This window comes from Sorangium sp. So ce426 (genome assembly GCF_051475585.1).
GTDB lineage: Bacteria > Myxococcota_A > Polyangia > Polyangiales > Polyangiaceae > Sorangium > Sorangium cellulosum_B.
This window is the reverse complement of record NZ_CP150341.1, coordinates 3,560,770-3,581,662: the sequence shown is the minus strand read 5'-3', so window position 1 is coordinate 3,581,662 and position 20,893 is coordinate 3,560,770. Positions and strand designations below refer to the sequence as shown.

The window sequence follows — 20,893 nt, the reverse complement described above, 5'->3', positions numbered from 1 at the left end:
GATGTAGATCTCTCCTATCACGCCCACCGGCACCGGCTGCATGTCGCCGCTGAGCACGTAGACCTGGCTGTTCGCCAGCGGGCGGCCCAGCGGCAGCGTCACGCTCTCCGCCGCTCGCTCCGCCCGGTGCTCGTGCGTCAGCACCCCCACCGTCGTCTCCGTCGGACCGTAGTGATTGACGATACGGCAGCCGCCGCTCTGCTGGATCTTCTCCACCAGCTCCCACGGCGTCGCTTCTCCTCCCAGCACCAGCGTGTGCCGCGGCAGCACGCGCTCCGGCCGCGCCGCGTGCATCAACCCCTTCAGATGGCTCGGCACGATCTTGAGCACATCCACCCCGTGCTCATGCATGTACGCCGCCATCGCGTCCGGATCGAACACCCGCTCTTCCGACAGCAGGTGAAGCGGGCGGCCCGAGCACAGCGCGCCGAACAGCACCGTATTGCCCAGATCTGCCCCCACCGTCGACACCATCGCCATGCTGGCCGCTTCGGGCAGCGACAGCCGCTCCAGCAGCGCCTGCACGTAGCTCACGACCCCTCGGTGCGTCACCACGACGCCCTTCGGCCGCCCCGTCGACCCCGACGTGTAGATCACGTACGCCGCCTCATCGGGCGACACCTCCGCGCTGAGCGCCTCCTCCGGCCCCTGGGCGACCTCCGCCGCGTCCGGCGACACGACCTCCACGTCCCGCCCCGCGAGCGCCCGCCGGACGCTCTCCTCGCCCAGCACCACGCGCGCTCCGCTGTCCTCCACCATCTCGCGCAGCCGTGCCTCGGGCAGCGTCGGCTCCATCGGCACGTACGCCGCTCCGCTCTTCAGCACCCCGTACAGCCCCACGATCAGCGACGCGCCGCGCGGCAGACACACCCCGACACGCGCCTCGCGCCCTATCCCCCGGGCGCGCAGCCAGTTGCCAAGCCGGTTCGCGCTCCGCTCCAGCTCCCCATAGCTCAGAGCCCGCCCCTCGACCCGCAGCGCCACCGCTCCAGGGCGCAGCGCCGCCGCGCGACCGATCAGCTCATGAACGCCCTTTTCTTCCCCAGCAAACGGCCCGGCGCTCCAGCGCCCGACCGCCTGCTCCTGCTCCGCGGCGTCCATCCAGCGCAGCACGCCGATCGGGCGAGTCGGCTTCGCCACGGCGTCGGCGAGCAGCACCCTCAGCGTCTCGCCCATCCGCGCGATCGTCTGCGCCCGGAACAGGTCCGTCCGGTAAACGAAGCGGCACGAAAGCCCCCGCGGCGTCTCCGTCACGTGCAACGTCAGGCCAAACCTTGCGACATGCTGCTCAGGCCGCTCCCAGCTCACCTCGAGCCCGCGGATCGCGCGGCTGAGCTCGTCGGCCTCTCGATGCCACGAGAACAGGACGTCGAACAGCGGTGAGTTGTCGTTCCGTCGCTCTGGCTGCAGCGCCTCGACGAGCCGCTCGAACGGCAAGTCCTGGTTGGACTGAGCGCCGGCGACCGTCTGACGGACCCGCTCGATGTGCTCGGAGAAGCTCCTCGAGCTGTCAACGAGGGTCCGCAGCACCTGCGCGTTGACGAAGAAGCCGACCACCCCTTCTATCTCCGCCCGATGACGGTTCGCCACCGGTACGCCGACGCGAACGTCCTTCTGCCCAGCGTAACGGGACAAGAAGAGGCTGAACCCGGCCAGCACCGTCATGAACAACGTGGCGTTGTGCTGCTTCGCGAGCGCGGCGAGCGCCTCGGTCAGCTCGCCCCCGAGCTCGAACCAGTGATCCGCGCCTCGATGCCCCGCGATCACCGGCGGCTTCCCGTCGGCCGGCAGCGCGAGCGCGTACTCCTCTGCCCCGAGCTCCGTCCTCCAATAGCTCAGCTGCTTCTCCATTGTCGGCCCGGCCGACAAGCGCCGCTGCCATAGGGCGTAATCGGCATACTGGATCGGCAAGCTGGGCAGCGAAGGACGGCGGCCGCTCTGTATCGCGTCATAGAGCTCCATGAACTCCGCGATCAGGATATTGTTGGACCACTCGTCGGTGATGATGTGATGCATCGTCAGCAGCAGACGATGCTCTCGCCGGGACAGCCGCACGAGCTTCGCTCGCAGGAGCGGGCCCTGCTGCAGCACGAAGGGGAGGCGGGCCTCCTCGTTCGCCAGGTCGCGCGCCCGCGAGGCGCGCTCTGCCTCCGAGAGCTCCGACAGATCGACCTGAGCGAGCGCGACCGGCGCTGTCGGGGAGACCACCTGGACGGGATGCCCGTCCTCCTCCGCGAAGGTCGTGCGCAGCGCCTCGTGCCTCTCGACCAGCTTGCCGATCGCGCCCTCGAGGGCCGCGACGTCGAGCTCACCGCGCAGGGTGAGCACGCTCGGCATGTTGTACAGCGGGGTGCCTGGCTGCAGCTGATCGATGATCCAGAGACGCTGCTGCGCGAACGAGAGGGGCACGCGGGCGGGCCGCTTGTTCACCACGATCGGGAGCCGCGCCGCGTCTATCCCTTGATCGGTCAGCCACTCGACGAACAGCCTCTGCTTGTCCTCCGGCAGCGACGACAGGCGTTCAGCGACCTTCCTCAGCTGCGTCGACTCGGCGTTATCGATGTGGCTCATTCTGAAGTCCCCAGCTCGTCCAGCTTCTTGAACATCGCAGCGACGTCGATGTCTGTGACGGATTGGCTCGCATCTCGGCTCACGACACGAGCGAGCTCCTCCACCGACCCAGCCTCGAACAAAGTACGAAGTGACAGGTCCACGGCCAGGTCGCCCCTGATCCGTGAGGCCATCCGGGTCAGCAACAACGAGTGCCCGCCGAGATCGAAGAACCTGTCGTGAACCCCCACGCGCTCGACCCCGAGCACGTCGGACCAGATCTCCGCCAGCTTTCGCTCGATCTCGTTCCTGGGTGCGACATAGCCTGTCTGTACATGGCTCCTCTCGGGCACCGGGAGCGCCTTGCGGTTCACCTTCCCGTTCGCGGTCAGCGGCAAGCCGTCGAGCAGCACGTACACGGCGGGCACCATGTACTCGGGCAGCACCGCCTTCACGCCGGCGCGGAGCTCGTCGCGGAACCGCCCTGTCTCCTCGCTCCCCGCCGACGTGAGCCCAGCCTGCGCCGGAACGACGTACGCGACGAGCCGCCGTTCGCCGGGCACGTCCTCCCGTGCGACGACCACCGCCTCCCTGACCCTCTGCTCGCGGAGCAGGCTCGCCTCGATCTCGCCGAGCTCGATCCGGTGCCCACGGACCTTCACCTGATGGTCGCTTCGGCCGAGGTACTCGATGTCACCTCCTGCGCGGTACCTCGCCAGATCCCCTGTCCGGTACAGCCTCTCCCCGGACGCGCCGCCGAACGGGCTCGGCACGAAGCGCTCCGCCGTCAGCTCGGGGCGACGATGGTATCCACGTGCCAGCCCATCACCGCCGATGTAGAGATCCCCGGCGACCCCTATCGGGACAGGGTTCAGCGCCTCGTCGAGGACGTAGATCGCCGTGTTGCCGATCGGGCGCCCGAGCAGCGGCTCCGCGCTGTTCACGCCGAGCGCGTGGCGGGACGACCACACCGTGGTCTCCGTCGGACCGTAGAGGTTCCAGACCTCTTCGAAGCGCTGGACGAGCTCTCGCGCAAGATCCTCCGGCAACGCCTCCCCACCGCAGAGCACCTTGCACCTCGGCATGGCGCCGAAGGCCCGCGACCGGGTCAGCATCCGCCACGTCGCCGGCGTCGCCTGCACGATCGTGATCTCTTCGCTCGCCACCCTCTCGATCAGCGCCTCTGCGTCCGACGCCGCCGCGCGCTCCACCAGCACCACGCGCGCCCCCACGACCAGCGGCAGGTACAGCTCCAGCCCTGCGATGTCGAACGACAGCGACGTCAAGCCCAGGACCCGGTCCTCCGGCCCCACCCCGGGGCGCTCCTTCATCGTGCTCAGGAAGTTGACGAGGCTGCGGTGGCAGATCGTCACCCCCTTCGGCTTGCCGGTCGATCCTGAGGTGTAGATGCAGTACACGAGGTTCTGCGGAGCCGTGATGCTCGGCAGGTCCTCGGTGTCATAACCCTCCACCTCACCCCAGTCCCGGTCCAGGCACCACACCGCGGCGCTCGTGCTCGGCGCCCTCGCCAGCAGCCGCTCCTGCGTCAGCAGCACCTTTGGCTCCGCGTCCTCCACCATGGTGGAGAGCCGCTCCGCCGGGTACTCCGGATCCAGCGGGACGTACCCCCCACCCGCCTTCAGGATCCCGAGGAGCCCGACCATCATCTCCAGAGATCGCTCCACATGGATGCCGACCAGGGAGTCCGCTCCGACCCCGAGCTCGCGCAGCTTCCTCGCCAGCTGATTGGCTCGCGCATTCAACGCTGCGTAGCTCAAGGCCCGTCCTCCGTACGACACCGCGACCGCCTCCGGCGTGCGGGCGACCTGCTCCTCGATCAGCTCGTGAAGGCAGCGCTCTCTCGGATACGAATGCTGCGTCTGGTTCCACGTCACGAGCGCCTCCGAGCGCTCCGACTCGCCGAGCAGGGCGAGCTCTCCGACGCGCGCGCCGGGGTTCGACAAGACCGCGTCGAGCAGGTTCCTCCAGTGCGACACGAGCCGCTCGATCCCCCCCCGCTCGAAGAGGTCCTTGCTGTAGGTCACGCTCGCGCGCAACGAACGCTCCTGCTCCTCCGTCTCGATCGAGAGATCGAACTGCGTCGCCTCGGGCTCCTGCTCGAGCTTCTTGACCGTGAGCTCCGGCATCTGCCCCAGCGCCTGATGCTCCCGCTTGATGTGGTTGTAGAGCACCTGGAACAAAGGGTTGTGGCTGAGGCTGCGCGGCGGGTTGAGCGCCTCGACGAGCTGCTCGAAAGGCAAGCTCTGGTTCGCCTGCGCTCCACGCACAGCGTCCCTCACCTGCAGCAGCAAGTCCTCGAACGTCGTCCTGCCGTTCACCCTCGTGCACAGGACGTGCGTGTTCACGAAGAACCCGATGAGCGGCTCCACCTGCGGATGACTGCGGTTCGCGTGCGGGACCCCGACGCGGATCAGCTCTTGCCCCGAGTACCGGTGCAGCAGCACCTTGAAGGCCGCCAGCAGGACCATGAACAAGGTCGCGCTCTTCTCTCGCGCGAGCGCTCTCAGGCGGTCGAGCAGCTCGGCGCCGAGCTCGACGTGGAGCGTCGCCCCTCGGTAGCTCTGCACGGCCGGGCGCGGATGCGCGGCGGCCAGCTCGAGCACCGTATGCTCCGGCCCCAGATGATCCTTCCAGTACTGGAGCTGCCGCTCGAACTCGGCAGACTCGAGCCACCGCTGCTGCCAGACGGCGTAGTCCGCGTACTGTATCGGGAGGCTCGGCAGCTCGACCGCCTTCGCCTCGCGATGCGCGCCATAGAGCTTCACGAGCTCTTCCACGAGGATGTTCATCGACCATCCGTCCGACACGATGTGGTGCATCGTCACGAGCAGAACGTGCTCCTCGGCCGAGAGCTTCAGCAACGCCACCCGCACCGGCCAGCCCCGCTGCAGATCGAACGGGCGGCGCGCCTCCTCTTCCGCCAGAGCCCGCGCTCGCGTCTCGCGCTCGACGCCGGAGAGCCCGCTCAGATCGAGAAGGGGGATCTCGACCGCATGGGCGTCGAGGACGACCTGATACACCTGCCCTTCTTCTTGCTCGAACCTGGTTCGCAGCGTCTCATGCCGGGACACGAGCGCCGTGAACGCGCTCTGAAGCGCCTCGATCTCGAGGTCGCCCAGCAGCTTGACGGCGATCGGCACATTGTAGGCCGCGCTCTCCGGCGACAGCTGCCACAAGAACCAGAGACGCCGCTGCCCGAACGAGGTGGGCAGCCGCCCGCCTCGCGCGACGGCCTCGATGTCGCCTCCTCCACGCCCGCCGTCGCCGGCTTCGTCCGTGTCGAGCGACGCCGATAGCTCGGCGATGCTGTGACGGTCGAACAGGTCCTGTATATCGAGCATGACGCCCGATTTCCTGGCCAGCGCGATCATCTGAAACCCGAGCAGCGAGTCCCCCCCGAGCTTGAAGAAGCTGTCGTGGATGCCGACGCGCTCGACCTTCAGGAGCTCACGCCAGATCTGGACGAGCTTCTCCTCCAGCTCGTTCCGCGGCAGCACGACCTGCGTCTCCACGTGCCCCGGGGCGGGCAGCGCCCGCTGGTCCAGCTTGCCGTTCGCCGTCAGCGGGAAGCTCTCCAGCCAGACGTACTCGGCAGGCACCATGTGCTCCGGCAGCCGCGCTTCAAGCGTCGCCCGAAGCGCGTCGCTGTCCCGATAGCCATCCTTCCCGATGACGTACGCCACGAGCCGCGCGTTCCCCGCCTGACCTTCGCGCACGAGCACATGCGCGTCCGCCACCGCGGACGACGCCGAGAGCAGCGCCGCGCGCACCTCCCCGAGCTCGACGCGGTAGCCGCGCACCTTCACCTGGTTGTCGGCGCGCCCCAGGAACTCGATGCTCCCATCCTCGAGCGTGCGCGCTCGGTCCCCCGTCCGGTACAGCCTCTCTCCACGGCTGCCGTACGGGTTCGGCACGAAGCGCTCCGCCGTCAGCTCCGCGCGGTTCAGGTACCCGCGCGCCAGGCCGGCGCCGCCGACGTAGATCTCTCCTATCACGCCCACCGGCACCGGCTGCATGTCGCCGCTGAGCACGTAGACCTGGCTGTTCGCCAGCGGGCGGCCCAGCGGCAGCGTCACGCTCTCCGCCGCTCGCTCCGCCCGGTGCTCGTGCGTCAGCACCCCCACCGTCGTCTCCGTCGGACCGTAGTGATTGACGATACGGCAGCCGCCGCTCTGCTGGATCTTCTCCACCAGCTCCCACGGCGTCGCTTCTCCGCCCAGCACCAGCGTGTGCCGCGGCAGCACGCGCTCCGGCCGCGCCGCGTGCATCAACCCCTTCAGATGGCTCGGTACGATCTTGAGCACATCCACCCCGTGCTCATGCATGTACGCCGCCATCGCGTCCGGATCGAACACCCGCTCTTCCGACAGCAGGTGAAGCGGGCGGCCCGAGCACAGCGCGCCGAACAGCACCGTATTGCCCAGATCTGCCCCCACCGTCGACACCATCGCCATGCTGGCCGCTTCGGGCAGCGACAGCCGCTCCAGCAGCGCCTGCACGTAGCTCCCGACCCCTCGGTGCGTCACCACGACGCCCTTCGGCCGCCCCGTCGACCCCGACGTGTAGATCACGTACGCCGCCTCATCGGGCGACACCTCCGCGCTGAGCGCCTCCTCCGGCCCCTGGGCGACCTCCGCCGCGTCCGGCGACACGACCTCCACGTCCCGCCCCGCGAGCGCCCGCCGGACGCTCTCCTCGCCCAGCACCACGCGCGCCCCGCTGTCCTCCACCATCTCGCGCAGCCGTGCCTCGGGCAGCGTCGGCTCCATCGGCACGTACGCCGCTCCGCTCTTCAGCACCCCGTACAGCCCCACGATCAGCGACGCGCCGCGCGGAAGACACACTCCGACACGCGCCTCGCGCCCTATCCCCCGGGCGCGCAGCCAGTTGCCAAGCCGGTTCGCGCTCCGCTCCAGCTCCCCGTAGCTCAGCGCCCGCCCCTCGACCCGCAGCGCCACCGCTCCAGGGCGCAGCGCCGCCGCGCGACCGATCAGCTCATGAACGCCCTTTTCTTCCCCGGCAAACGGCCCGGCGCTCCAGCGCCCGACCGCCTGCTCCTGCTCCGCGGCGTCCATCCAGCGCAGCACGCCGATCGGGCGAGTCGGCTTCTCCACGACGTCGGCGAGCAGCACCTTGAGCCGCTGGATCATCCGCTGGATCGTCTGCTCCTTGAAGAGATCCGTCCGGTAGATGAACTGGCCGACGAGCCCGCGAGGCGTCTCCGTCATGTGCAACGTCAGATCGAACTTCGCGAGGCTCTCGACCGACGGCTCATGCATCAGCTCCAGATTGTGGTCGATCTGAAGATGCCCCGCGACCTCCCGATGCCAGGACAGCATGACCTGGAAGAGCGGATCGTGAGAGAGCCGGCGTTGCGGCTGCAAGGCTTCGACCAGCTGCTCGAAGGGCACGTCCTGGTTGCTCTGGGCCTCGGCGACCATGCTGCGGATCGAGGCCAGATAGTCATCGAAGCACGATGAGCCGACCACCGTGCTTCGAAGCACCTGCGTGTTGACGAAGAACCCGACGAGCCCCTCGGTCTCCGACCGATTGCGGTTCGCGGTGGGTACGCCCACCCGGATGTCGCTCTGCCCCGAGGTCCGATGCAGGAGCACGTGAAACGCAGCGAGCACCGTCATGAAGACGGTCGCGCCGCGCTGCTTGCTGAAGCTGAAGAGTCGTCCGGTGAGCGCGCTCCCAACGTCGAACGTGATGTTTGCGCCCCGGTGGCTCGGTATCGCTGGACGGGGAAAGTCCGTCGGCAGGAGCAAGGCGTACTCGTCGGTGCCGAGCTGCTTCTTCCAGTAGTCGAGCTGCTTGCCCAGCACGGCGCCCTCCAGCCAGCGCCGTTGCCACAACGCGTAGTCGGCGTACTGAATCGAGAGCTCCGGCAGCTCGGCGTCCTTCCCGCGCACGAAGGCCCGATATGCATGGGCGAGCTCGGACGCCAGCACCCCGTTCGACCATTCGTCGGACACGATATGATGCATCGTGACGACCAGCCAGTGCTCGCCGGGCGACAAGCAGAGGAGCTTCGTCCTGAACAGCGGGCCCCGCTGCAGGTCGAACGGGACCGCCGCCGCCTCGTCCGCCAGCGCGCGCGCTCGCGAGAGCCGCTCCTCCGCCGGCAATCCGGAGAGGTCGATCCGGGGCACGTCGATCGAAGCGCCCGCCGCGATGACCTGCGCCGGCTCCCCGTCCACCTCGTCGAAGGTCGTCCTCAGCACGTCGTGACGCTCGACGACGGCGCCGATGGCTCGGGTCAGCGTCGCCACGTCGAGCTCGCCACGCAGCACGAGCACGGAGGAGAGATTGTAGAGCGCGGTGCCTGGTCTCCACCGATCGATCAGCCACAGGCGCCGCTGGGCATACGAGAGCGGAAGGATCGCAGGCCTGCCCGCGGCGACGATCGGCAGCTTGGTGATCTCGATGCCCCTCTCCTCGAGGCGCATCAGAAACAGATCCTGCTTATCGGGCGCGAGAGACGAAAGGCGCAGGGCGATCTCTCTCATCTGTCGGGTCTTGCTGCTCGCGACTTCGGTCATTGGGCCTGCTCCAGCTCCTCCAAGAGCTCCGACATCACAGCCATCTCCGCGGCTGCATCGGAGTCGTCATATTCCCGCTCCATGATCTCGGCGAACGACGCGATCGATGTCGCCTTGAACAGCGTGCTCAAGGGGAGCTCGATGGCGAGGCGCTGGCGAACACGCGACGCGATCTGGACGGCCAGGAGCGAGTGGCCCCCCAGCTCGAAGAAGTCGTCGTGGACACCGACGCGCTCGACCCCGAGCACCTCGGACCAGATCTCCGAGAGCCTTCGCTCCAGATCGTTCCTCGGCGCCACGTAGCGCTTCTGCGTGTCCTGCGTGTCAGGCGCGGGCAGCGCCTTGCGGTTCACCTTCCCATTCGCGTTCAGCGGAAGCTGATCCAGGAGCACGTACACCGGCGGAACCATGTACTCCGGCAACACGCCTTTCAGCCATGTGCGCAGCTGCTCCCGGAACGCGTGCGCCTCCGGCTCCGCGGTCTCCGCGCGGACGAGATACCCCACGAGCCGCTTCTCCCCGGGCGCGTCCTCGCGCACCAGCACAGCGGCTTGTCGGACTCCGTCGTGCTCGACGAGCCGCGCCTCGATCTCGCCGAGCTCGATCCGATGACCGCGGATCTTCACCTGCTGATCGACGCGGCCCACGTACTCGAGGAGGCCGTCTGGGCGATAGCGCGCGAGATCGCCGGTCCGGTACAGCCGCTCTCCTGCGTCCTCCGCGTACGGATCGGGCACGAAGACCTCGGCGGTCTGCGCGGGATCTCCGAGATAGCCACGACCGACCCCGACGCCGGCGACGCACAGCTCCCCCGTCACGCCGACAGGGACCGGTCGCAGCGCGGCGTCCACCACGTAAAGGCGGGTGTTGTCCGTCGGGCGACCGATCGGCAAGCGGAGCGCGTCGGCCGGCGGAGGTCCGTCGATTCGATGCAGCGCGACGTCATCGGCGCACTCCGCGGGTCCGTAGGCGTTCACCAGGGGGATATCCGGGTACCGCTCGAACCAGAGGCGAGCCAGCTCCGGGGGCATCGCCTCACCGGTCGGAAGCATCCAGCGCAGCCGGGGCAAGGCCACGGGCGGCTGCAGGAGCATGCCCTCGATCAGCGACGGCACGCTCTCGAGCACGGTGATCCCCGTCTTCTGCACATGCTCCAGGAGCGCGACGGGATCGCGCGCGATGTCGTCCGGCACGATCTCCACGCGTCCCCCGAACAGGAGCGCCGCCAGGAACTGCCAGACCGAGATGTCGAAGCTCTGCGAGGCGGTCTGCGCGATGACGTCGTCCTCGGACAGATCGAGGAACGGGATCTTGCTCAGCTGGTTGTTGAGCATGCCCTGGCTCGTCACCATCGCGCCCTTCGGAGCTCCCGTGGAACCGGAGGTGAAGATCACGTAGGCGAGCTGATCTCGAGGGACAGCGCCCGCCGCCGCCGCTCGCTCGGGGAGGTCCGCCGACGAGACGGATTCCAGGCGGAGGATCGACGGTCGTGGCGGCGACAGACGCGCTACCGTCGCCTCGATCGCCGCGGCGTGCGGCGCGTCGCTGAGGACCACCGAGGCTCCGGCGAGCCTCAGGATCTGTGCTGTCCGTTCGGCAGGATGCTTGTCGTCCAGCGCCAGATACGCTGCGCCTGCCTTGAAGACCCCGAGGATCATGCAGAGCATCTCGAGCCCGCGCCCGGCGAGCACCGCGACGAGCTCGCCGGGCTCGACCCCGGCTCGCCTGAGCGCATTCCCGATGCGGCTGGCGCGCCTGTCGAGCTCGCCGTAGCTCAGCGCCTCGCCCTCGCAGGCCGCCGCTGTCCGGTCCGGAGACCGCGCGACCTGCTCCTCGAAGAGACCGATGAAGCCGCGCTCGAGGCGGTGGTCACGCCGCGTGTCGTTCCACGCCTTCAGGAGGCGCGCCTCCTCGGGCGCGGCGGTCGGCAGCTTGCCCAGCTCCGCGTCCGGGCTCCGCGCCATGGTCATCAGCAAGCGCTGAAAGTGCGCCAGCATGCGGGCGACGTCATCCGCGTCGAAGATCCTCTGGTCGTACGAGATCTGCAGGCGCAGCCGTCGACCCGGGACGACGACGACGGTGATCGGGTAGTTCGTGTGCGTCCGGTTGCCGCTGAAGTCGGTCCTCCGCTCGATCAGGGAATGGTCCAGCGGCGCGTTCTCGAAGACGAACAGGCTCTGAAAGAGCGCATGCCCGTAGGGCACGACGCTGCACGCCTGGATACCCAGGAGCGGCAGATGCTCGTACTGTCGCATCGCGACGTTCTGGTCCTGCAAGCGCCTGAGCCAATCCGCCACCGGGACCTTGTCGGAGAGCGGCGGCACCCGGACCCTGAGCGGGATCGTGTTGATGAACAACCCGATCGTGTCCTGGATGTTGGCTATCTCGGCCGGGCGTCCTGCGACCGTCACGCCGAACAATACGTCGCGGAGACCGCTATACTGGGAGAGCAGCATCGCCCAGGCGCCTTGCGCGAACGAGTTCACCGTCAGCTGACGCTTGCGCGAGAGCGCGCGGAGAAGCGCGGTCTCCTCCTCGGTGAGGTCCACGAAGCGATCGGCGATCTGTGAGAAGCCCTGTCCGTCCCGTACCGGCCTGTCGATCGCGAGGGGCGTCGCCGCTTCGAAGCCCTCCAGCGCCTCGCGCCAGTACCGCCGCGCCGCGCCGACGTCCTGGCGCTGCAGCCAGGCGATGAAATCCCGGAACCGCGGGGGGCGGGGCAGGGCCGCGCGGCGCCCCTCCAGCGACGCCTGATACAGCGTGAAGAAGTTCATGAACAGGAGCGAGCGGCACCAATCGTCGATCAGGATATGGTGGTAGCTGTTCACGAAGTTGTAGGTCGTCTCCCCGGTGCGAATCAGCCGGATGCAGAGGAGCGGCGCCCTGCTCAGGTCGAACCCTCGCCGGCGCTCCTCCTGCAAGAGCTCGTGCAAGCGTCGCTCCTGCTCCTCGCCGCTCAGCTCGCGCCAGTCCAGATACAGGACGGGCGAAGTGACAGCGCGATGGATGATCTGCAGCATCTTGCCTTCGAACTGCCAGACAAAGGAGGCGCGCAGCGCCGGATGGCGCTCGATCACACGCTCCCAGGCGGCGATGAACGCCTCGGGGTCGATGCCGCTGCTCAGCCGGTAATGATCCTGCATCAGGTAGATGCCAGAACCAGGCTCGAGCAACGTGTGCAGCAGGAGCCCCTGCTGCATGGGGCTCAGCGGGAAGATATCCTCGACATCCCGGGCCGGCACCGGCAGGGCGTCGAGCTCTTGCTGCGTCAGCCCCGCGAGCGGAAAATCAGACGGCGTGAGCCGGTCCGCGACGCTCCGCTCGCCGTGCGAGCTCGGGTCACCACCTGCGGTGTCAGGCAGAGCCGTCGAGGGCTCGCCGACGCGCGCCGCCGAGGCCAGCGACTCCAGCGTCTGGTGCTGAAAAACATCCTGCGGAGTAAGCTGGATACCGGCGCTCCTCGCCTTCCCCACCACCTGGAGGGCGATGATCGAGTCGCCTCCCAGCTCGAAGAAATTGTCATGAACGCCGATTCGCTCGACGCGCAGCACCTGACCCCAGATCTCCGAGAGGCTTCGCTCCAGCGCGCTCCTCGGCGCGACGTAGTCCCGCTGCGCCTGGCTCGCGTCCGGCGCGGGCAGCCGCTTCCGGTCGAGCTTGCCGTTCGCCGTCAGCGGCAGCGCCTCGAGCAGCACGATCACCGGCGGGACCATGTACTCCGGCAACACCGCCCTCAGCGCGGCGCGGAGCTGCTCGCGAAACCGGTCCTGCTCCGCGCTCCCCGCCGACTCGAACCCGGGCTCCGCCGCGACCACGTAGGCCACGAGCCGCTTCTGACCAGGCACGTCCTCACGCGCCACGACCCCCGCCGCCGCGACCCCCGCCTGGTCCAGGAGCCGCGCCTCGATCTCTCCGAGCTCGATCCGGTACCCGCGGATCTTCACCTGGTGATCGCTCCTGCCGACGTACTCGATCACGCCGTCCGCCCGGTACCGCGCCAGGTCTCCTGTACGATACAACCTGTCGCCGGGTCCCCTGCCGAACGGGCTCGGCACGAAGCGATCCGCCGTCAGCTCCGGGCGATTCAAGTACCCACGCGCCAGCCCGTCCCCTCCGATGTACAGGTCCCCGATCACGCCGACGGGCGCTGGATTCATCACCTCATCCAGGACGAACATCTCTGTATTGCCGATCGGCCGGCCCAGCAGCGGCTCCGGACGCTCCAGGTCGAGCATGTGGCGCGACGACCAGATGGTCGTCTCCGTCGGGCCGTACACATTCCAGACACGCCCCGCCTTTCGCACGAGCGTATCGGCGAGATCCGCCGGCAGCGCCTCTCCGCCGCACAGCACCTTGCACGGGGGCAATGCGCCGAACCTCGGCGCCTGGCTCAGCATCCGCCATGTCGCCGGCGTCGCCTGCACGACCGTGACCGCGTCGCGCTCCATCCGCTCGAGGAGCGCTTCCGCGTCCGACGCCACCGCTCTATCCACGAGCACGACCCTCGCGCCCACGATGAGCGGCAGGTACAGCTCCAGCCCGGCGATATCGAACGACAGCGAGGTCAAGCCGAGGCACCGGTCGTCCGGCTGCATGCCAGGGCTCTCCTTCATCGTGCTCAGGAAATTGACCAACGCACGATGGCAGATCGTCACTCCCTTCGGCTTGCCCGTCGAGCCTGACGTGTAGATGCAGTACGCCAGGTGCCCCGGATCCGCGAGGTTCGTCAGGTCGCCGGCGTCGTACGCGTCCACCTCGCCCCAGTCCCGATCCAGGCACCAGACCCGAGCCTCGGTGCGTGGCCCTCTCCCGGCCAATCGGTCCTGAGTCAGCAGGACTTTCGGCCGCGCGTCCTCGACCATGTACGAAATCCGGTCCGCCGGGTACTCAGGGTCGAGCGGCACGTACGCCCCGCCTGCCTTCAAGATCCCGAGCAGGCCCACCACCATCTCCAGCGAGCGCTCGACGTGGACGCCCACCATCACGTCGGGCCCGACCCCGAGCTCTCTCAGCCTTCTCGCCAGCCGATTGGCTCGCGCGTTCAGCTCCGCGTAGGTCAACGCTCTGTCCTCGTGCGACACCGCGATCGCGTGCGGCGTGCGCCCCACCTGCGCCTCGATGAGCTCATGGAGGCAACGCTCTCCAGGGTACGCGCGCTGCGTCTCGTTCCACTTCACGAGCGCGTTCGAGCGCTCCACCGCATCGAGCAGCGGGAGCTGCCCTACAGGCACGCTGGGGCCCGAGACGATCCCCTGAAGGAGGTTTCGGAAGTGGCGCGCCATCCGCTCGATGGTCGACCCATCGAACAGATCCGTGCTGTACGTCAGCGCGACGTTCAGGCCGCGTCCTTCCTCCGTTGTGTCGAGCGACAGATCGAACTGCGTCGAGGAGCTGGGGCGCGCCAGCTTCTCGACCCGAAGCCCGGAGATGCTCTCGAATCCCCCGTGCTCGTGCTTCTGGTGGTTGTACAGGACCTGAAACAGCGGGTTGTGGCTCAGGCTGCGCTCCGGGTTCAGTACGTCCACCAGCCGCTCGAACGGGACGTCCTGGTTCGCCTGCGCGCCGAGCGTCGCCTCCTTCCCCCGCTCGAGCAGCTCCTCGAAGCTCGCCGCTCGGTCAACCCGCATCTGAAATACATGGGTGTTGACGAAGAGCCCGATCAACGGCTCGACCTCGACGCGATTCCGGTTGGCGCTGGGCACACCGACGCGGACCTCCTTCTGCCCGGAGTAGCGGCACAGCAGCACGCTGAAGGCGGAGAGCAGCACCATGAACAGCGTTGCCCCCCGCTCCTGCGCGAGGTCTTTGAGCCGAGCGCACAGCGCCTCGTCGATCTCGCAACGGAACGTGGCGCCTCGGTAGCTCTGAATCGCGGGCCGCGGGCGGTCCGTCGGCAGCGCGAGCAGCGGGTGCTCCTCCCCGAGCTGTCCCTTCCAGTACACGAGCTGCCGCTCGAGCTCCCCCGATTCCAACCACCGCCGTTGCCAGATCGCGTAATCCACATACTGGATCGGAAGGCTCGGCAGGTCCGGCTCGACGTTCTTGCTGTACGCGCCGTACAGGCGCGAGAACTCCGCCAGCAGCACGTTCATCGACCAGCCGTCTGAAGCGATGTGGTGTACCGTGACGACGAGCACGTGCTGCCGCTCCGCGAGCCGGAGCACCTTGACTCGCAACAGGGAGTCACACGTCAAATCGAACGGCTTCTCGCCGTCCTCTTCTACGAGCCGTCGCGCTCGCTCCTCACGCTCGCCCTCCGGGAGAGCGCTCAGGTCGACCACGGGGATCTGGACGAAGGACGCCTCGCCGATCACCTGGTAGCCCTGTCCCTCCTCCTCCTCGAACCTGGTGCGCAGCGCCTCGTGCCGCGCCACAAGCGCCGTGAACGTACTCTCCAGCGCCTCGAGGTTCAGCGCGCCCGTCAGCCTGACGGCCGCCGGGATGTTGTACGCGCCGCTCAGCGGCGACAGCCGCCACAGGAACCACAGGCGCTGCTGCGCGTACGACATCGGCAGACGCTGCCCGCGATCCACGAGCGCCAGCGGCGGTTGCCTGCTCGTCGCTCCTCCCGAGGTCGCCTGCTCGAACCGCGCGACGAAGGCAGCGAGCGTCCTCGCCTCGAACAAGGCGCGCACCGGCAGCTCGACGTTGAAGCGCTTCTTGACCCTCGAGGTCACCTGCGTGGCGAGCAAGGAATGACCTCCCAGCTCGAAGAAGTCGTCGGACATGCCGACTCGCTCGACACCGAGCATCTCCGCCCAGAGCTCCGCCAGAGCGCGCTCGATCTCGCGCTCCGGCGCGATGAAGCTCCTCTGTCCCACGCTCGCGCTCGGGGCCGGAAGCGCCTTCCGATCGAGCTTGCCGTTCGCGGTCAGCGGCAGCTTGTCCAGGATGACGTATTGATGAGGAACCATGTACTCCGGCAGCTCGACCCGGAGCCGATCACGGAGCTGCGCCTCCAGCGGCCCCCGGCCCTCGGTCGACTCGACAAGGCCAGGACCGGGCACGACGTACGCCACGAGCCGCTTTATCCCGGGTGCGTCCTCCCGCGCGAGCACCGCCGCCTCCTCGACGGCCTCATGCGCGGCCAGCCGCGCCTCGATTTCGCCGAGCTCGATGCGGTAGCCGCGGATCTTCACCTGATGGTCGCACCTGCCTACGTACTCGATCACGCCGTCCTCTCGGTACCGCGCCAGATCGCCGGTTCGATAAAGCCGCTCTCCCGCCGCGCTGCCGAGCGGATTCGGCACGAAGCGCTCCGCCGTGAGGTCCGGGCGGTTCAGATAGCCGCGGGCGAGCCCGTCTCCTCCGATGTAGAGCTCTCCGACCACGCCGACCGGCACCGGGCCCATCACCTCGTTCAGCAAGAAGATCGTCGTGTTTCCGACGGGCCGTCCGACGAGCGGCTCTGCGTCCTCCCCGTCGAGCTCGTGACGCGACGACCAGATCGTCGTCTCCGTCGGACCGTACAGGTTCCAGATGCGATCCGCCTTTCGCGTGAGCTCCTTCGCCAGATCCGGTGGCAAGGCTTCCCCTCCGCACAGCACCTTGCACCTCGGCATCGCCGCGAATCCAGGTGACTGGCTCAGCATCCGCCACGTCGCCGGCGTCGCCTGCATGACCGTGACGGCCTGCCGCTGCACGCGATCGAGCAGCGCTTCGGCGTCCGACGCGACAGCGCGCCCCACCAGCGCGATCCGCGCGCCCACGAGGAGCGGCAGGTAAAGCTCCAGCCCCGCGATGTCGAACGACAGCGAGGTCAGCCCGAGGACGCAGTCGCTCGAGCCGATACCGGGGCTCTCCTTCATCGTGCTCAGGAAGTTGACGACCCCGCGGTGACATACGGCCACGCCCTTCGGCTTGCCCGTCGAGCCCGACGTGTAGATGCAATAGGCCAGGTTCTCCGGGTGCGTGACGCTCGCGAGGTTCTCCGCGCCGTAGCCCGCCACCTCGCGAAAGTCCCGGTCGACGCACCACGCAAGCGCTCCAGAGGTCGGCACCTCTCCGAGGAGTCGCTCCTGCGTCAGAACCACCTTCGGTCGCGCCTCCTTCACCATGTACGCGAGCCGGTCCGCCGGGTACTCGGGGTCCAGCGGCACATACGCTCCGCCCGCCTTCAAGATCCCGAGCAGGCCGACCACGAGGTCGAGCGACCGCTCCATGTGGATGCCCACCAGCGAGTCCGGGCCCACGCCGAGCTCGCGCAGCTTTCTCGCCAGCTGATTTGCTCGCGCGTTCAGCTCCGCATAGCTCAAGACGTCGTCTTCGTACGACACCGCCACCGCCCTCGGGCTGCGCCCGGCCTGCTCCTCGATGAGCTCGTGAAGGCAGCGGTCCCTCGGGTACTCCAGCCGTGTCGCGTTCCACGTCACGAGGACGTCCGAGCGCTCCGATTCGCCCAGCATCGAGAGCTGCCCGACGCGCGCGCCAGGGTCCTCCCCGATCGCCTGGAGCAGGTGCATCCAGCGTTGCACCATCCGCGCGACCTCGTCGTGGTGGAATAGATCCGTGCTGTACGTCACGGTTCCCTTCAGTCGATCGCCCTCTTCCGACGTGTCGAGCGAGAGGTCGAACTGCGTCGCCGTATCGGGGCGCTCCAGCCTCTCGATGCGAAGCCCGGCGAGCTCCCCCAGCGCGGCGTCGTCGAGCCTCTGGTGATTGAACATCACCTGGAACAAAGGGTTATGGCTCAGGCTGCGCTCCGGATTCAACGCTTCCACCAGCTTCTCGAAGGGCACGTCCTGATGCGCCTCCGCGCCCAGCCAGGCCTCCTTCACCTGCTCCAAGAGGAGGTCGAAGCGCACGCCGCCATGCACATGGGTCCGGAGCACGTGGGTGTTGACGAAGAACCCGATGAGCCGCTCCGTCTCCAGGCGGCTCCGGTTGGCGCTCGGGACGCCGACGCGAACCTCGGTCTGCCCGGAGTGCCGCGCGAGCAGCACCTTGAACGCCGAGAGCAACACCATGAAGAGCGTCGCGTTCCGCGCGAGCGCGAGCTCCCTGAGGCGAGCGGCCACCCTCGCGTCGATCTCGAAGCGGATCGTCGCGCCCCGATGGCTCAGCGCGGGAGGCCGGGGGCGAGGCGAGAGCTCCAGCACCGGATGCTCGTCGCCGAGCTGCCTCTTCCAGTAGGCGAGCTGGCGTTCGAGCTCTCCGGACTCCAGCCATGTTCGCTGCCAGACGGCATAATCGGCGTACTGGACCGACAGGCTCGGCAGCTCCGGCTCACGGCGGCTCTGGTACGCGCCGTACAGGTCCACGAACTCCCGTGCCAGCACGTTCATCGACCATCCGTCGGACACGATGTGGTGAACGACCGTGAGGAGCACGTGCTCGCGCTCCGTCAGCCGCAGCAGCTTCACCCGCACGAGCGGCCCCCGCTCCAGATCGAAGCCGTCCTCGAGCTCTCGCGTCAGGAGCGCGCGCGCGAGCGCCGCCCGCTCGCCCGCCGGCTCGTGCTGGAGATCCACCACGGGGACGTCGAGCTCCGTGGCGTCGCCGATCACGCGGTAGGCTCGCCCTTCGTCTTGCCGGAACGTCGTCCTCAACGTCTCATGGCGAGCGACGATGGTTTGAAACGCCCGCTTGACGAAGTGGACGTCGAGCTCCCCGGAGAGCCTCAGCGCCCCGGCGACGGTGTATGCGGTGCTCTTGGGATCGAGCTGCCATAAAAACCAGAGGCGCCGCTCCCCGTGGGACAGCGGCATCCGGCCGTCGCGCTCCACGCGCGGGATCGGCTCGGGTCCGCTCTGCCGTCCCTCTGCCCGATATCGCTCGATGACCCGCGCGAGCGCCTTGAGCGACGGCGCCTCGAACAACGCCCGCAGCGCCACCTGGACGCCGAACGCCTCGTTGATGCGCGCGAGCATCTGCGCGGCAGACAGGGAGTTGCCTCCCAGCGAGAAGAGCGTGTCGTCGCTCCGGACGACCGGCGCCTTGAGGACGTCGCGCCAGATGTCCGACAGGCGCCGCTCCGTCTCGGACTGCACGTCGGCTGTCCCGGCGACGACCTCGCCCGCGCCGCCGGTCATTCCCCGCACGCTCCCGCGCTCGTACACCGCGAACGCGTCCAGCGAGCTCTTCTCCCACCCTGCGCGGCACGCCGCTCGCCGGAGCTTGCCGCTCGACGTGATCGGCAAGCTCCCTGGGTTCAACAGCAGGACGACGCTGACCGCCTCGCCGTGCTCCTGCGCCACCGCCTCGTTGATGGCGCGGCACACCGCCTCCGGCTGGATCAGCTTCTGAGCACGGCGGCTCACCTCGGCTGCGACGCCGATTCCCTCTTGCCCGTCGACCTCGACGGAGAACGCGGCGACCCGCCCTGCGCGCACCACCTCCACCTGATCCTCGACGGTCCTCTCGAGGTCCTGAGGGTAGAGGTTGTGTCCGCGCACGATGATGAGGTCCTTCAACCGACCCGTGATGAAGAGGCTGCCCTCGTGCTGGAAGCCGAGATCTCCGGTGCGCAGGTAGACGCGGCCCTCCCTGCTCGTGAAGGTCCGCTGCGTGGCGTCGGCGTTCTGCCAGTAGCCGTGCGCCACGCTCGGGCCGGATACCTGGATCTCACCGATGCGCCCGGGCTCGAGGGCGCGGCCTGTGTCAGGCTCGACGATGACGATCTCGTGCAGCGACTGCGCCTTGCCGCAGGCGACGATTTCGCGCTCGCCGTCCGCCGGGATCGCGACGTCCTTCGCGAGCCCACGCGCGTCGAACGACGTCGACGTCACGCCGTCGCCGCGCCGTACCCCCGCGACGATGAGCGTCGCCTCCGCCAGTCCGTAACACGGGTACAGCGCCCGCGCGTCGAACCCCACGCCCGCGAACCTCTCGGAGAACGCCCGCAGCGTGCTGGCTCGCACCGGCTCGGCCCCCGAGAACGCGAGCCGCCATGACCGCAAATCCAGCCCATCGAGCATGCCGGGCTTTATCCGCTCGACGCACAGCCGGTACGCGAAGTCCGGCCCGCCGCTGACGCTGCCGCCGTACGTCGAGATCGCCTGCAACCAGCGGATGGGCCGCTCGATGAAGCGTTGCGGCGCCATCAGCACCATCGACAGCCCGCTGAACAGCGGTTGCAGCAGCGTGCCGATCAGGCCCATGTCGTGGAACAGCGGCAGCCAGCTCACGACGACGTCGCTGTCGTCCATCATGAACGCCTCGCGGATCGAGCGCTCGTTGGCGATCAGGTTGTCGTGCCCCACCATGACGCCCTTCGGCGCGGAGGTGGATCCGGACGTGTACTGCAGGAAGGCGATGCTCCCCTTGCGCAAGGACGGCATGCGCCACGCCGTTGCGTCGGACGTCGGGATGTCATCCGTCGAGACGAGCTCGATCGACGACGCGCGGGGCACGTGCTGACCCAGCGACCGCAGGGGCTCCAGCAGGCCACGCTCGGTCAGGATGAAGCGCGGCGCGGCGTCGCGGATGACCGCCATCAGCCGGGCGAGCTGCTGCTGCTGCATCGACTCCGGCGGGTACGCCGGCACCGCGATCATCCCCGCATAGAGGCAGCCGAGGAACGCCGTGACGTAGTCCGCGCTGCTCGGATACAGGAGCAGCGCGCGTTCCCCGGCCGGCGCCAGCGACTGAAGACGAGCCGCGATGGCGCAGGCCCGCTCGTGGAGCTCCCTGTAGGTGAGCACCTCGCTCGCGCTCTCCCCGTCGGTGAGGAAGCGCAGCGCGACCCGCTCCGGGTGGACGCTCGCCCGCTCGGCGAGCAGCTCGACGAAATTTTCAGCACGCGTACAAGCATCCATAGACATTTTCCCCGGCGCCAC

The 20,893-nt window shown here is 68.4% G+C and carries 3 protein-coding genes (1 of these 3 cut by a window edge); all 3 read right to left on the bottom strand.

The genetic code is table 11. The annotated features are described in order from the left end of the window. Tightly spaced (each overlapping or abutting the next), the 3 genes in view from WMF44_RS13585 to WMF44_RS13575 form a layout consistent with a single transcriptional unit that may run on beyond the window. Window positions 1-2,571: the 5' portion of a non-ribosomal peptide synthase/polyketide synthase gene (locus WMF44_RS13585; RefSeq protein WP_437299547.1), read on the bottom strand. 13,254 nt of this gene lie to the left of the window's left edge; the window shows 2,571 of its 15,825 coding nt (coding positions 1-2,571); the start codon lies at window positions 2,569-2,571; the stop codon falls past the left edge of the window. Then, entirely contained in the window at window positions 2,568-9,116 is a 6,549-nt protein-coding gene (locus WMF44_RS13580; RefSeq protein WP_437299546.1) for an amino acid adenylation domain-containing protein, read from the bottom strand. The genes WMF44_RS13585 and WMF44_RS13580 overlap by 4 nt, the downstream gene beginning before the upstream one ends. After that, window positions 9,113-20,893 (bottom strand): non-ribosomal peptide synthase/polyketide synthase, encoded by an 11,781-nt coding sequence (locus tag WMF44_RS13575; protein ID WP_437299545.1) that lies wholly within the window; start codon window positions 20,891-20,893, stop codon window positions 9,113-9,115. Before WMF44_RS13575 ends, WMF44_RS13580 begins: the two co-directional genes overlap by 4 nt.

What these genes read in the sequence shown, in the direction of transcription:
- WMF44_RS13580 (WP_437299546.1), bottom strand. Translation starts at nt 9,116, where the DNA reads ATGACCGAAGTCGCGAGCAGCAAGACCCGACAGATGAGAGAGATCGCC.